Origin of the sequence: Thiohalocapsa sp., assembly GCF_022340605.1 — a bacterium.
Classification (GTDB): Bacteria; Pseudomonadota; Gammaproteobacteria; order Chromatiales; family Chromatiaceae; genus Thiohalocapsa.
Window position 1 is genome coordinate 1 of the sequence record NZ_JAJDNQ010000071.1, and the last position, 14,958, is coordinate 14,958.

The 14,958-nt window shown below is 70.6% G+C and carries 12 protein-coding genes; 10 read left to right on the plus strand and 2 right to left on the minus strand.

Going from position 1 to position 14,958, the window contains the following annotated elements; all coding sequences use genetic code 11:
• Positions 1-473: 473 nt before the first annotated feature.
• The 6 genes from LJE69_RS09035 to LJE69_RS09060 all read left to right on the plus strand — a co-directional run bounded on the left by LJE69_RS09035 (position 474) and on the right by LJE69_RS09060 (position 6,814).
• Positions 474-3,077, plus strand: a complete 2,604-nt coding sequence (locus LJE69_RS09035; protein ID WP_296924081.1) for a circularly permuted type 2 ATP-grasp protein — start codon at positions 474-476, stop codon at positions 3,075-3,077.
• A 7-nt stretch (positions 3,078-3,084) separates the two neighbouring features.
• Entirely contained in the window at positions 3,085-4,011 is a 927-nt protein-coding gene (locus tag LJE69_RS09040; RefSeq protein ID WP_296924083.1) for a transglutaminase family protein, read from the plus strand.
• Positions 4,012-4,386: 375 nt separating this feature from the next.
• Entirely contained in the window at positions 4,387-4,638 is a 252-nt protein-coding gene (locus tag LJE69_RS09045) for a type II toxin-antitoxin system Phd/YefM family antitoxin (protein WP_367114648.1), read from the plus strand.
• Positions 4,638-5,027 carry a type II toxin-antitoxin system VapC family toxin gene (locus LJE69_RS09050; protein WP_296924085.1) on the plus strand — a complete coding sequence of 130 codons (390 nt, stop codon included), beginning with the start codon at positions 4,638-4,640 and terminating at the stop codon, positions 5,025-5,027. The genes LJE69_RS09045 and LJE69_RS09050 overlap by 1 nt, the downstream gene beginning before the upstream one ends.
• Before the next feature lie 202 nt (positions 5,028-5,229).
• On the plus strand, positions 5,230-5,799 hold the full coding sequence (locus LJE69_RS09055; protein WP_296924086.1) for a LemA family protein: 570 nt from the start codon (positions 5,230-5,232) through the stop codon (positions 5,797-5,799).
• Between the two features lie 88 nt (positions 5,800-5,887).
• Positions 5,888-6,814, plus strand: coding sequence for a hypothetical protein (locus LJE69_RS09060; protein ID WP_296924089.1), 927 nt, complete (start codon positions 5,888-5,890; stop codon positions 6,812-6,814).
• Positions 6,815-7,341: 527 nt separating this feature from the next.
• Here the strand turns inward: LJE69_RS09060 and LJE69_RS09065 are convergent.
• A complete protein-coding gene (locus tag LJE69_RS09065; RefSeq protein WP_296924090.1) occupies positions 7,342-9,051 on the minus strand; it encodes a PAS domain S-box protein in 1,710 nt (569 codons plus the stop codon).
• Between the two features lie 415 nt (positions 9,052-9,466).
• Complete coding sequence (locus LJE69_RS09070; protein ID WP_296924103.1) at positions 9,467-10,258, minus strand: RNA methyltransferase; 792 nt, start codon at positions 10,256-10,258, stop codon at positions 9,467-9,469.
• Between the two features lie 291 nt (positions 10,259-10,549).
• Here LJE69_RS09070 and LJE69_RS09075 point away from each other — a divergent pair, with 291 nt between their 5' ends.
• The 4 genes from LJE69_RS09075 to LJE69_RS09090 all read left to right on the plus strand — a co-directional run bounded on the left by LJE69_RS09075 (position 10,550) and on the right by LJE69_RS09090 (position 14,871).
• Positions 10,550-11,389: an inositol monophosphatase family protein gene (locus LJE69_RS09075; RefSeq protein ID WP_296924104.1), complete on the plus strand. Its 840-nt coding sequence runs from the start codon at positions 10,550-10,552 to the stop codon at positions 11,387-11,389.
• 155 nt (positions 11,390-11,544) lie between these two features.
• Complete coding sequence (locus tag LJE69_RS09080) at positions 11,545-13,359, plus strand: 2-oxoacid:acceptor oxidoreductase subunit alpha (protein ID WP_296924105.1); 1,815 nt, start codon at positions 11,545-11,547, stop codon at positions 13,357-13,359.
• On the plus strand, positions 13,346-14,338 hold the full coding sequence (locus LJE69_RS09085) for a thiamine pyrophosphate-dependent enzyme (RefSeq protein WP_296924106.1): 993 nt from the start codon (positions 13,346-13,348) through the stop codon (positions 14,336-14,338). Before LJE69_RS09080 ends, LJE69_RS09085 begins: the two co-directional genes overlap by 14 nt.
• Positions 14,335-14,871 carry a ferritin family protein gene (locus LJE69_RS09090; RefSeq protein WP_296924107.1) on the plus strand — a complete coding sequence of 179 codons (537 nt, stop codon included), beginning with the start codon at positions 14,335-14,337 and terminating at the stop codon, positions 14,869-14,871. Before LJE69_RS09085 ends, LJE69_RS09090 begins: the two co-directional genes overlap by 4 nt.
• Positions 14,872-14,958: the final 87 nt, after the last annotated feature.

The following is a 14,958-nucleotide window of genomic DNA, read 5'->3' on the forward strand; positions in this document are numbered from 1 at the left end:
TCAGTGCCCAGGCGTCCGAGACTATGCGAGTATTCGGTGTAGGTCGGGTTAGCGATAGAGTAACCCAACAATCAACGACTTACTCGCACCGTTACTGGTGCCTATCGTCGGGTTACGCTGCGCTAACCCGACCTACAATCCGCTTGTTTTCGGCGTTGCGAGCAATACTTTCACGGTCTAGTCCGATCGGGGGCTCGCCGTCAGCGGCGGCCGTCGCGCCACGCGCAAGCGTGCTCCCGCCCGAGCACATGGCACCCTTACGCTTGCAACGCGCGCTCAACGCGGCACTTCACGGGGCCGGGCGGAGCGGTGCGCCGCCCCCGTCGCCGCACTGCAACATCACCCACCAGTGCCGGCACGCACCGCGCGGCAAGTCACTTCGGGGTTTCCCATGCCTTGCTCCCCCATGCCCGTGCGTGTGTAATCCCCCCAACGACACTTCCCGCCGCTGCCGCCCCCGCGAGCGCCGAGCCATGCATGCCACCAGCAACATTGCCCAGCTGGACGACGCCCGTCTGGAGGACGCCTATGCGCCGGCGCCCGGCTGCTGGGACGAGATGCGCGCCGCCGACGGTGCGCTGCGCCCGCACTGGCAATACCTCATCGACAGCCTGCGCCAGCTCGGCCGCGGCGGCATCGAGACGCGCTGGCGCGAGGCGCACCGGCTGGTGCGCGACAACGGCGTCACCTACAACCTGCACGGCGACCCGCGCGGCATGTCCCGCCCCTGGGAGCTGGACGCCCTGCCGCTGTTGCTGCGCGGCGAGGAATGGGCGGAACTGGAGCGCGGCCTGATCCAGCGCGCGGAGCTGCTGAACAGCGTGCTGCTGGACCTCTATGGCCCGCGCAAGCTGATCACCCAGGGCGTGCTGCCGCCGGAGCTCGTCGACGGCTACTCCGGCTATTTGTTGCCCTGCCACGGGATCGAGGTGGCTGGCAATCGGCCCCTTGTGTTCTACGGCACCGACCTGACCCGCGACGCCGACGGCCACTGGCGCGTCATCGGCGACCGCGCGCAGACCCCCTCCGGCAGCGGCTACGCGCTGGAGAACCGCATGGTGCTCTCGCGGGTGATGCCGAGCCTGTTCCGCGACAGCCACGTCCACCGCCTCGCCGGCTTCTTCCGCAGCCTGCGCCGGGCCATGATCCGGCTCGCGCCCAACGACTCGGGCCAGGTACGGGTCGCGCTGATGACGCCCGGGCCCAGCAACGCCGCCTACTTCGAGCACGCCTATCTCGCCAATTACCTGGGCTACACCCTGGTGCAGGGGGCGGACCTGTCGGTGCGCGACGGCGCGCTGTGGCTGCGCACCTTGGGCCGGCTGGAGCGCATCGACGCGGTGCTGCGCCGGGTGGACGATTGCTACTGCGATCCGCTGGAGCTGCGCGAGGAGAGCCTGCTGGGCGTGCCCGGCATGGTGCAGGCGGTGCGCGCCGGCAACCTGACCGTGGCCAACGCGCTCGGCAGCGGCGTGCTCGAGCACCCGGGGCTGATGGCCTTCCTGCCGGCGCTGTGCGAGCACCTGCTCGGCGAGGAGCTGCTGCTGCCGCAACTGCACACCTGGTGGTGCGGCCGGCCGGCGGACCGCGCCTTCGTCACCGCCAACCTGGAGACGCTGGTCATCAAGCCCGCGGGCAACCGCGCCAACGGCAAGCGCGAGCCGCGGGTGCTGTTCGGCCGTGAGCTCGATGCCGACACCCGCGCCCGGCTGCTCGCGGCCATCGCCGCCGAGCCCTATCGATTCGTCGCGCAGGAAGAGGTCAAGCCGTCCACGGCGCCCGTGTACATGGACGGGCGCATCGAGCCGCGCCCCTTCGTGCTGCGCAGCTTCTCGGTGGCAGAAGAAGACGGCTACGCGGTGCTGCCGGGGGGGCTCGGCCGCGTCGCCCTGGCGCAGGACACGCCCATGGTGTCGAGCCAGCTCGGTGGCATCGGCAAGGACACCTGGGTGCTCGCCACCGAGCCCGAGCGCGAGGAGACCCTGCTCGGCCTGCACGAGGCGACGAGCCCGGCCGTGGTGCGCGAGAGCGACGTCTCCTCCCGCGTCGCGGACAACCTGTTCTGGATCGGCCGCTACGCCGAGCGGGCGGAAGGGCTGGTGCGCCTGATGCGCGTCACCGCCATCAACTTCACCGCCCGCAGCAGCTTCGCCGCCGAGGACGAGGGCATCGGCTGCCTGGGCTCCCTGCTGGAGGCGCTCAACGAGCAGTGTCAGGGCAACGTGCCGCTGCCCACCGGCGATGCGCCGGCGGCGCTGGCGGCACCGACGCCGGAGCTGTTGTCGCTCATCACGGACATAGACCGCGTCGGCGCCCTGCCGCAGACCCTGCAGGCGCTGGACCAGGCGGCCTGGTCGGTGCGCGAGCGGCTGTCGAGCGACACCTGGCGCGTGGTCAACGACATCGAGGGCCACCTGCGCCGGCTCACCGGCCAGCCGCCGCGCACCCTGAACGCGGCGCTGTACGTGCTGGACCCGCTGGTGACCTCGCTGGTGGCCTTCTCGGCGCTGACGCAAGAGAACATGACCCACAACGAGGGCTGGCACTTCCTGGAGGCCGGCCGGCGGCTGGAGCGCGGCATGAACCTGGCCACGCTGTTGCGCTCCACCCTGGTGAGCGTCATCCCCGCGCCCGAGGAGAGCCTGGTGGTGGAGGCCATCCTCGGCGTCACCGACAGCCTCATCACCTACCGCCGCCGCTATCAGGCCGGCACCCGCGTCGGCGCCCTGCTGGACCTGGTGGTGCAGGACGAGGCCAACCCGCGCTCGCTGGGCTACCAGATCGTGCAGCTCGCCGCACTGGTGGAGGACATGCCGAAAGACCCCATGGGTCCGACCCGCACCGCCGCGCAGAAGGGCGTGCTGCGGCTCCTGACGGACCTCAGGCTCGCGGAGCTGGACAAGCTCGCGCAGCCGGATGCGGAGGGCGCAAAGCGCGCCGCGCTGGCGCAGTTCCTGACCGACCGGGAGGCAGGCATGGCAGCGCTCTCGGATGCACTGACGGCGCAGTATTTCCGCCACGAGGAGCATCCGCACCACATGATCGAGCATAGGCTGAGCGGACCGATTGAACGCTGAATCGACCATGCGCTTTCGCATCAGCCACACCACCCACTACGTCTACGGCGCGCCGGTGTCGCTCTGCCACAGCATCGCGCACCTGAAGCCGCGGGGGACGCCGCACCAGGACTGCCTGCGCAGCCAGGTGCGGGTGTCCCCCTGGCCGTCCGTGTCCCGCGAGCACCGGGATATCTTCGGCAACCGGGTCAACTACTACTCCGTCCAACAGGCGCACGGCGCGCTGGAGGTCAGCGCGGTGAGCGAGGTGGAGGTCACCGCTCCGCCACCGCCGGACGCCGCCGCGTCGCCGTCCTGGGAGCAGGTGCGCGACCGCCTCCAAGAAGCCCGCGACGCCGCCAGCCTCACCGCGCGCATGTTCGCGCTGCCCTCCCCCGCCATCCCGGCGCAGGCGGCCGCGCTGGCCTATGCGAAGGGCTCGTTCCGCCCCGGCCGCCCCGTGCTGGAGGCCGCCCGGGAGCTGATGGCACGCATCTACGCGGACTTCGAGTACGACCCTGACGCCACCGGCGTGGCCACACCGCTGGCCACGGTGCTGGACGACCGCCGCGGCGTCTGCCAGGACTTCGCGCACGTCGGCATCGCCTGCCTGCGCGCGCTCGGACTCGCCGCCCGCTACGTCAGCGGCTACCTGGAGACGCTGCCGCCGCCCGGTCAACCCAAGCTGCGCGGCGCCGACGCCTCCCACGCCTGGTACGCCATCTACCTGCCGCCCGGCTTGGGCACCGGCTCGCCCACCGGCGAGGCCGGCAGCGAAGAGCCCGGTGGCACCTGGATCGACTACGACCCCACCAACGACTGCCTGCTCGGCGAGCAGCACATCACCACCGCGGTCGGCCGTGACTACGGCGACGTCACCCCCGTGCGCGGCGTCTTCTACGGCGGCGGCCACCACCAGCTCAGCGTCGCCGTCGACGTCGACCGCCTGCCCTGAGCCCCCGGGGCCGCCGAGTTGTACTCGGCCCGCCGCCGGCGCGGCTCGATGCCGCGCCGGCGGCGTCGCAACACGCCAGCTCCATTGCTGCACCCGATCCACACGACGGCGCCCCGCAGACTCGCTCAACGCGCAGGGAAAACCCCTTGGGAGCCGGCGACTTCCTGGCCTTCCCGGCCAAGATCGCCACGGAGCTCGAACACGCACACAAATCGGGCGACATCCGAGGTGCTTCATGTTCGCTGTCGCCGGGCACTTGAACGTTGCTTAGCCCCGCCCTCCCACGGGAAGGGCCGACAAATCAGAGCGTCCCTTGATAGCCAAGATCGTTCGCTCTAGTCTTGAGTTAGTCTCGGGTTAGCTAAGCGCGGATCAATGATGCAAACACAGTTCAACATCCACGAGGCGAAGACACACCTCTCGCAGATCATCGAGCAGGTGGAGGCAGGCGGTGAGGCGGTGATCGCCAGGGCCGGCAAGCCAGTGGTCCGGCTCGTGTTGATCGAGGACAAGCCCCAGCCCCGCAAGCTCGGCCGGTTGTCCGGCCAGTTCCGCATTCCCGGCAGCGACAGTCCGCCGATCCCCGAAACGCCCGAGCCCTTTCTGGACGCTATCGAGGGCCGTTGATGCGTGTCCTACTGGATACCCATTTGCTGTTGTGGGCGTTACTCGCTCCCGCCCGACTGAGGGTCAGCGCCGCGGACCTGCTCGAATCCCCGGAAGCGCGGGTCTTTTTCAGCGCCGTCAATGTCTGGGAAATCGCGATCAAGCGGGCGCTGAACCGGCCCGACTTCGATGTGGAGCCGGACGTCATTCGCCGTGGCGCCCTCGAGACCGGCTTTGAGGAATTGCCCGTGACCGGCATCCATGCGGCGGCGGTCCGCCAGCTCCCGAGCCACCACCGCGACCCCTTCGATCGCTTGTTGGTCGCCCAAGCACAGACAGAGCCGCTGCTGCTGATGACCGACGATCCGATGGTGATGCAGTATCCCGTTGGCATCTGGCGCGATCGGTAGGGCTCCCCGAGGGCGCCGCGTTGTACCCGGTCCGCCAGCCGCGCGACTCAATGCCGCGCGGCTGGCTTCAAGACGTCCCGGCCTCCTTGCGCCGTTTGGTTCAAGCTGCTGCACACAGGCAGGAAACCTGCCACTGCGCACACCTGCCCACCTCACAAGGCGCTAGCATGGTGCGGGAGACCCATAGCCTCGGACTGCCCCCATGAGCCTCACCTTCATCCTCATCCTCGCCGCCCTACTCATCGCCGCCCTGTACGCGGCGCTCATCTACAACAACCTGGTGCGCCTCAAGCACACGCTGGCCAAGGCCTGGTCCAACATCGACGTGGCGCTGAAGCAGCGCCACGACGAGCTGCCCAAGCTGGTGGCCGTCTGCAAGCGCTACATGCAGCACGAGCAGGAAACGCTGACGCGTGTGGTGGAGGCCCGTGGCGCGGTGCTGGACGCGCAGCACGCCGGCCGCGTGCGCGCGCTCGGCCGCGCGGAAACCGAGCTGCGCGCGGGCCTGGACCGGCTTTTGGCGCTCGCCGAGAACTACCCGGACCTGAAAGCGGACCGCGCCTTCCAGCAGCTCTCGCAGCGCATCTCGCAGCTGGAGGACACCATCGCCGACCGCCGCGAGCTGTACAACGACAGCGTCAACCTCAACAACATGCGCCTGGAGCAGTTCCCGGACGTTTTCATCGCCCGGCTGTTCAACTTCCGGCCGGCGGAGCTCCTGGAGTTCCAGGACGCCCGCAAGGACGTGGACATCGCCAAGCTGTTCGCCTGAGGGGACAGGACCTGCCGGGCAACGCCCTGCCCGCCCAGCCTGCCCGCTCGGCCAGTCGCCACGCAAGCAGCCACGTCCACCCGCCGCAATGCCGGCACAGGACTTCCTCGCGCAGTTAGCCACCGCCGATCCGGCGGGCTTCTGGATCGGCGTGGCCATCGCCGCCGGCGTCGGCGTCTGGCTGGTGCGCCGCGGCCTCGAGCACTTCTGGCGGCTGCGGCTCATCGTCGACACCCCCACCGCGCGCATCCGCTCGGCGCCGCAGGGCTACGTGGAGCTGCAAGGGCGCGCGGCACCGCTGCGCGGTCTGCTCGCGGCGCGGCTCACCGGCACGCCCTGCGTCTGGTTCCGCTGGCGCATCCAGGAGTACCGCAGCAGCGGCAAGAGCGGCAGTTGGGTGACCATCGAGCACGGCGACGCCGAGCGCGCCTTCCTGCTGGACGACGGCAGCGGTGAGGCCGAGATCCACCCGGACGGCGCGCACCTGCATTTCCGCGCCCGCCAGCAGTGGTACGGCCCACATCCGGGCCGGGTCGCCACACAGCGGAACGCCATCGGTGCCTTTTTCGAGCGCCAGCGCCGCTATCGCATGACCGAGGAGCGCATCGCCGAGCACGAGTCCGTCTACGTGCTGGGCCACTTCGAAACCCCGCGCCGCGGCGTGCGCGAGCGCGCGGCCCTGACCCGCACCCTGCTCGCCCGCTGGAAACGCGACCCCGAGCGCATGCAGTGCTTCGACCGCGATGGCGATGGCGAGGTGAGCCTCCAGGAATGGGAGCACGCCCGCCGCAAGGCCGCGCGGCTCGCCGAACAGGCCGAGGCCAAGCTCGGCGCCGAGGCGCCGCGGCCGCGCGTGCTGGCCACCGGCGACCCGGGCCAGCCCTTCGTCATTTCCACCGAGGACGAGCCGACGCTGCTCCTGAAACTGCGCCTGTCCGCCTTCGGCGGCAGCCTCGCCGGTGCCCTGCTCTGCGCAGGCGCCGCAGCGGCGGTGGTTGCGCGAATCACGGCCTGACAGGGTGCCAGGGCCACACCGTCAAGCATCTGCACACGCGACGGCGACGGCGCCCGCGGAATTGGCGGCAGCGGTTTTCCACCGGCGGTGTTGGGGCTGCTGTGGAAAACCTGTTGGGCGATGCGCCAAGTCGCTCTGCTGGCAGGTCATTCCGTCAGGCTGACCAAAAAATGGTCAGGCGGTGGAGGATGCCTGACTGGTCGCGCCGGGAGCGCATGAGCGCCGAAGATCCTGCGCCCGCGGACTTGGCCGCATCGGTTTTCCACCGCCGGTGTTGGGGCTGCTGTGGAAAACCTGTTGGGCGATGCGCCAAGTCGCTCTGCTGGCAGTTCATTCCGTCAGGCTGACCAAAAAATGGTCAGGCCGGCAAGACCACGGCCGACACTGATGGCCCTTTGCGCGCTGACAGAGCCCAGGGAAGGATGAGAACGTTATCGCAGGTTCTTGAAGCTTTGTGTCAAGAAGCCCGGTTAGCCCGGCACCCGCGCGGCGCGCCCGCGTGCTGGGGCGGTGTCGAGCGGACGGGCTCAGGAGACCGCATCCGCCGCGGACGGTTGTTGCCGCAGCTTGCGCAGGCCATGCGCATAGCCGGCATCCATGGCCTGCGCGAGGTCCTCGTCGCTCAGCGGCTTGGGCAGGCAGCGGAAGATGCCGCCGCGATTGATCGCCTCCACCAGCCCGGCCGTGTCCGGCTGCGCGGCGAGCAGCATGCGGGTGATGGTGGGATGGCTGCGGCGCAGCGCAGCGAGCAGATCTACCGCATCCCCGTCCGGCAGCTCGGCATCGCCGAGGACCAGGTCCACGGCCTCCTGCTGCACCAGGTCGAGTGCCGCGCTCAGCCCCGCTGCACGCAGCGCCGAACAGCCGAGCTCGGCGAGCTGGGTCGCGATCCGCCCAAGCTCGACCTCGTCGTCACCGACCAACAGCACCCAGCGGTCCACATCCAGCATGAGATCGCTCTTCTCCACCGCCTCCATGAACAGGTGCGGCGGCACCAGCACGCCGTCCGGCCGGCGCCAGCGCAGCAACGCCTCGGCGCCGACGATGCAGCGGCAGCCGAGGTCCAGCTTGGGCTGGAAGTGGAGCTCGAACTGGTTGCTCGCCAGCGCGGTGCGCATGGTGCGGTCCAGCTCGATGACGCGCAGCGCGGCGGCGGTGAGCTCGGGGCGGTAGAAGGCGATGCTGCCGGGCGCCTCGGATTTCGCCCGTTGCAGCGCGGCGTCCGCCACCTCGTGGCCGAAGCTCGCCACCACGCGCTTGAAGCCGTCCAGGTTCAGCAGCATCAGCGCGAGCGGGCGGTTGGCCACCTGCGCGGACTGCAACGCCTGCTCCAGGCGGGCGCGCAACAGCCGCTGGTTCGGCAGGCCGGTGATGGGGTCGTAATGGGTGAGGTGGTCGATCTCCTCCTCGGAGCGCCGCATGGGAGTGATGTCGCTGAACACGCCGACGCGGTGCCGGAGCGTGCCATCGGCGTCGCGGATCTCGCTGATGCTGAGCCACTCGGCATAGATCTCGCCGTCCTTGCGGCGATTCCATAGCTCCCCCTTCCAGCGACCGCCGGCCTCCAGCTCCCGCCACATCGCGCGGTAGAAGTCCTTGTTCTGGCGACCCGAGCGCAACAGGCTCGGACTGCGGCCAAGCACCTCCTCGGCGCTGTAGCCGGTGATGGCGGTGAAGGCCGGATTGACGGCGACGATGCGGTTGTCCGCGTCCGTGAGCATGATGCCCTCGGCGGTGTTCTCGAACACGGCCCTGGCCCACTGCTCCGACTCGGCGGCGCGCTTGGACTCGGTGATGTCGCGCACCAGCACGGCGCGGCCGAGCCGCGCGTCTCCGCCCGGCACCACGGAGACGCCCACCTCCGTGGGGAACAGCTCGCCATCCGCCCGCCGCGCCCAGAGCACCGGCATTTCGGCGGGCACTGCCAACTCGGGCGCATCCAACCGCGCCTCGCAGGCAGCGGCGTCGGCGAACAGGTGCTGAACCGGCTGGCCGACGACGGCCTCCGGCGGCTGGCCAAAGACACGCTCGACGGCACGGTTGGCCAGCAGAACGCGCTGCTCGGCATCGGTGAGCAGCAGGGGGTCTCTGATGGCCTCGAACACCGCGCCGAGCAGGTGGTGCTGATGCTCGATGTGGCGCAGGTACTGGTGCTGCGGCGTCACGTCGGCGAGCAGCAGCAGGTAGCCGACGCGGTTGCCGTCGGCATCGCCGACCGCGGTGGCGTCGCAGCGCAAGACACGCCCCTCCTCGCCGAGCTCCGTTCGAGGGCATCGCTCCGGTGAAAATGCCGACAGGCTCGACTCCGCGGGTGACCAGCACGGAGCTGATGCGCCGGGCCTGCAACAGCCCGAGCACGACCACCAGCGGCTCCGCCTCCCCCACGCTGGCGACATCGCGGGTGCAGATGTCGGCGAGTGTCAGTTGTTCCAGGTGCCCCATGCCGCCGCGCACTGCCCAGTCGTTATCATGAAATCCGTCCTGGCGGCGGGACGACGACCGACACGGGGACGAAGGCTGCGGCACAGCGCGATGCGGGCGTGGACATGTACCCACGCAACCGCCGCGGCGGCGCAGCGTCAAGTATGGAGCGCAATATTATTCCTTGCCCAGGGTTTCTCCGACCCGAGCGCCATCAGCCAGACCGGGGTGTCAATCCGCGCCGCCCGAGCGCAGCGCCATCTTCGCCAGCACACCGCGCAGGATGTTGAGCTCGGTGCGGTCCGGCCGCGCGCGGTGGAACAGCCGCCGCAGCCGGCGCGACAGGGTTGCGCACTGCTCGGCGTCGGCATAGCCGATGCCGATGAGCGTGCGCATCAGGTGGTCGTGGAAGCCGTCCATCTCCTCGGCGGTGGCAAGGTCCGGGCGGCTGTCCGCCAAGCGCGGATCGGCGAGCGCGGCCGCGCCTGGCAGGTGGCAGCGGACCTCGTAGGCGAACACCTGCGCCGCGGCGGCGATGTTCAGCGAGCTGAAATCAGGATTCGTCGGGATCTGCACCAGGAAATGGCACAGCGCCAGCTCGTCGTTGCTGAGCCCCGTACGCTCGCGGCCCAGCACGAGCGCGACGTCGCCGTGGGTGGCCTCGGCCACCAGCCGCGCCGCGCCGGCGGCGGGGTCCAGCACCGGCCATTCCAACGAGCGCAGCCGAGCGCTGGAGCCCAGCACCAAGCGGCAGCCGGCGAGGGCCTCGGGCAGCGTGTCATGCACCGTGGCGGCCTGGAGCAAATCATCGGCGCCGGAGGCGCGCGCCAGGGCCTCCGCATCCGCAAAGCCCGACGCACCCGGCCTCGGCCGCACCAGGGCGAGGCGCGCGAGGCCCATGTTCTTCATGGCCCGCGCCACGGCGCCAATGTTGCCGCTGAGGCTGGTCTCCACCAGCACGAAGCGGATGCGGGCGAGGATGGCGTCGTCCCGGGCCTGATCTGCATTGCCTGTTGGCCGCAATGGTGCCTCCTGAGGTGTGTGGCCGGCCCCGCCGCGCTGGGGAACCGCAATGGGGAGCGGGCAAGCATCCGTCGCCGTTCGGGCCGAGGAGCGCGGCCTGACCCGGGCGCTCAAATCAGCCGCCGCGCGTCGGGCTTCCCGCGTCGACCCGCGTCGACCCGGCCGACAGCGTTGTGTGCGCGGATGTGCACAGCATGAACACTGGCCCAATTTCGATGGTGCGGGGCAGCCTGGATCAGCAATTGCTGAATAAGCCTACAAACATCACCGCGCTTGCGCTATGGTGCCGCCATGTCTCCGATGCTCAACATCGCCGTTCGCGCCGCCCGCGCCGCCGGGCGCCTCACCATGCGCTTCTTCGAGCGCGTGGACGGCATCAAGGTCACGGCCAAGGGCCACAACGATTTCGTCTCGGACGTGGACCGCGCCGCCGAGACCGCCATCATCGAGCACCTGCGTGGCAAGTATCCGGACCACGCCATCCTCGCCGAAGAGAGCGGCGCCCACGCCGGCCGCAGCAAGGCCGGGAGCCAGGCCGGGAGCCAGGGTGGGGCCGACGAATTCGAATGGCTCATCGACCCGCTGGACGGCACCACCAATTATCTGCACGGCTTCCCGCAGTGGTCCATCTCCATTGGGCTCAGACGGCGCGGGCGCATGGAGTTGGCGGTGGTCTACGACCCGCTGCACGAGGAGCTGTTCACCGCCGAGCGCGGCGGCGGCGCCCTGCTCAACGACCGCAAGATCCGCGTCACCCAGCGCCGCGGCATGGAGGGCGCGCTCATCGGCACCGGCATCCCGTTCCGCGACCACCTTCAGCTCAAGGTCTACCTGCCCATGCTGGAGGCAATCATCGAGAACACCGCCGGTGTGCGGCGGCCGGGCTCGGCGGCGTTGGACTTCGCGTACGTGGCGGCCGGACGCCTCGACGGTTTCTGGGAACTGGGCCTCAGACCCTGGGACTTCGCCGCGGGCACATTGTTGGTCACCGAGGCCGGCGGCAGGGTGACGGACCTCGCGGGCAGTGAGCGCTACTTCGAGACCGGCAACGTCGTCGCCGGCGGGCTGAAGGTGCAGCGGGAAATGCTGCAACGTCTGCGTCCGTTCCTCGGACCAGACTTGCCGGCCTGATAGCCCGAGCTGCCAGCCCAGCCCGATCGTTCAGTCTGAAGGCCGGCCCTGATCGGCAAGCCTGATCGACGCCCGGAGCAACGCGACCAAGGCAGCATGACCCGCGCGGGATCAGCGCGGGCGTCAATACCCAAGGGACAGCGAGAGACGCACGCATGACCGACGCCAACGAACGCGCCGCGGCGGCGCGCACCGACGCCTCCCTGTCCGTTGCCGTGACCGGTGCCGGCGGCAGTGGTGCCGTCACCGCCGGGCTGATCCTGCTGGAGGCTGTCGCGGCCGCCGGCCTCTACGGCCTGCTGCGGCGCAGCGCCGGCCCGCAGATCCGCGGCGGCGAGTCGGCGGCGCTGCTGCGCTTCGGCCCCGAACCGATCCACTGTGCCGGTGATCGCTGCGACCTGCTGGCGGCGTTGGACTGGGCCAATCACGCGCGTTTCGCCGACGAGATCCCCCTCGATGCCGCAAGCCTCGTGCTGGCCGACCCCGCCGCTGGTGCCCCGCCCGATGCGGTCTCGGCGAGCGCCGCCCGCGTCCGCGAAGCCGGCTTCGCCGCCAGCGCACGCGAGCGCGAGGGCGGGCGCGCCAACATGGTGGCCGTCGGCGCCGTCGGCGCGCTCGCCGGGCTGCCGCTCGAGGCGCTGCTGGACGCCGCCGGGCGCACCCTGAGCGGCAAGGGCGAAGCGGTTGTGGCGGCCGCCCACGCCTGCATCGACGCCGGCTTCGCGCTGGCGGACCCGGCGGACCGGCTGCTGGCCACGGTGGAGCTCTACGTGCCGCCGCCCGAGCGCTGGCACATTACCGGCAACGAGGCCGCCGGGCTCGGTGCGCTGCGCGCCGGCGTGCGCTTCGTCGCCGCCTACCCCATCACCCCCGCCAGCGAGATGCTGGAATGGCTGGCGCCGCGGCTGCCGCGCGTGGGCGGCACGCTGCTCCAGGCGGAGGACGAGCTGGCGTCCGTGAACATGATCGTCGGCAGCGCCTTCGGCGGCGTACCGGCGCTGACGGCCACCTCCGGCCCCGGCCTCAGCCTGATGCAGGAGGGCATCGGGCTCGCCGTCGCCAGCGAGACGCCCATCGTCGTGGTGAACGTGATGCGCGGCGGTCCCAGCACCGGCATCCCAACCAAGGCCGAGCAATCGGACCTGAACGCCGCCCTGTACGGCCTGCACGGCGATGCGCCACACCTGGTGCTGGCGGCACTCGATATCGCCGACTGCGCACACACCGTGGCCTGGGCGGTACGTCTCGCCTGGCGGCTGCAAACGGCGGCCATCGTGCTGTCGGATCAGTCGCTGGGCCAGTCGCGGGCGGTGTGCGACCCGGTGAGCCAGGCGCTGACCAGGCCGGCGCGGGATGCCACCGAGCTGCGTGGGCCCTTGCTCAACAGCGATGCCGTCTATCGGCGCTACGCCATCACCGCCGACGGCGTCTCGCCCATGTCCGTGCCCGGCGAGGCGGGCCGCGCCTACACCGCGGACGGGCTCGAGCACGACACCGAAGGCGCTCCCTCCAGCCGCGCCGCAGACCACGCGGCGCAGCTCGACAAGCGCGGCCGCAAGCTGACGGTCTTCGACTTCGGACCCGATTGGGCCGAAATCCTCGACCACGAGGATGGCACCGAGGCGGACGCGGGTCCCTGTCTCTGCATCGTCACCTTCGGCGCCGGGCGCGGTGCGGTGGTGGAGGCGGCCGAGCGGCTGCGGCGCGATCACCCGCGCGTGCGCACCATTGCACTGCGGCTGCTCGCCCCACTGCAGCGCACGGCGCTGATGGCCGCTATGCGTGACGCCCGGGTGCTCGTGGTAGAGCAGAACCATGGCGCCCAGCTCTTCCACTACCTGCACGCGGAGCAGGCGCTTCCGGCGGGGGCGCGCTCCCTGGCGCGGCCCGGCCCGCTGCCGCTGCGACCCGCCGAGATCGTTGCAGCCGCCACGGCACTACTCGCGGAGGATCGGCATGACCGAGACTAGCACCACACGTGCGCCCGGCGACCACACCGTGGGAGCGGCGTCCCCGCCGCGACGCACCGGCAGCACACCCGCGCGCCAGCCCCCGTCCGCCGAGCACGCACCCTCGGCGCAGCACCGGGCGGTCATCCCGAGCCTGCGGGCGCAGACCTACAAGTCCCACATCAAGCCCATCTGGTGCCCCGGCTGCGGGCACTTCGGCGTGCTGGCGGCGCTCACCAAGACGCTCGCCTACCTGGAGCTGCCGCCGGAGCGGATCGCCGTGGTCTCGGGCATCGGCTGCTCGTCGCGGCTGCCGGCCTACCTCTCGGTGCACGGCTTCCATGGCCTGCATGGCCGGGCGCTGCCGTTGGCGGCGGGGCTGAAGGCGGCACGGCCGGAGCTGACCGTCATCGCCGCCGGCGGCGACGGCGACGGCTTTTCCATCGGTGGGAATCACTTCCTGCATGCCTGCCGCCGCAACCAGGACTTCACCTACATCGTCATGGACAACGAGGTCTATGGGATGACCAAGGGCCAGGCCTCTCCTACCACCCAGCCGGATTGGCACCGCAGCAAGCTGACCCCGCACGGCACCGGCGTGCGGCGCTTCCAGCCGGCGGCCATCGCCCTGGCGGCCGGTGCCAGCTTCATCGCCCGCGGCTTCGCCGGCGATCCGGCCGGCCTCACACGGCTGCTGGCGGCGGCCATCGAGCACCCGGGCTTCGCCTTCGTGCACGTGCTGAGCCCCTGCCGTACCTTCCGCGCGGAACATCATGCCTGGAAGCAGTTGGTACATCCTTGCGAGCGCGGTCCCGCCGAGGACATCGCCCGGGCCGCCGAGCTGATCCAGCGCGACGACGGCATGGCGCTCGGCATACTCTTTGAGCAGCAGATCCCGGTCTATGCGCCCGCTGTCACGACGGCCGCCGAGCAGGGCCAGTCAGACGCCGCGGCAAGCGCCGCGGCGCTCGCCGCGTTGGAAGCGGAGCTGTGCCGATGAAGACATCGATGCAAGCAGGCGTGGTTGAATCCGTCGGCGAGCTCCTGGCCCACGCCCTGGAGCTGGAGTACGCCTCCCAGGCGCACTACGAGCAACTCGCCGACAGCATGGCGGTGCACCACAACACCGCGGTGGCGGAGCTGTTCAGCAGGCTCGCCGTGCTGAGCGGAGAGCATGCCGCCACGGTCGCCGCGCGCGCCGGCGACACGGCGCTGCCGCGCATCCCGCCCTGGGAGTTCAAGTGGGAGTGCCCACACGCCCCAGAGGGCGCGGACTGCCTCGACCCGGCGGTGAGCTACGGCATGAGCACGGTGCAGGCCATCGAGCTGGCCCTGCACAACGAGCGCCGCGGCCATGCCTACTACAGCCAGGTCGCCACCAGCGCGTCCGCGCCGGAGGCGCGCGGCCTGGCCGCCGAGATGGCCGCCGAGGAGGCAGAGCACATCCTGATGCTGGAGCAGATGCTCACCGAGGAGCGGCGCGCGTATCGGGACGCACCCGACGACCTCGACCCGCCGCACACGCCCGCCTGAGCCGCCTCACCCGACACCGCCGGCATCCCGCCGGCCCACTGGGACCCACTGGGACCGCCGGCGTCTCGCCGGCACACCGGGACCGCC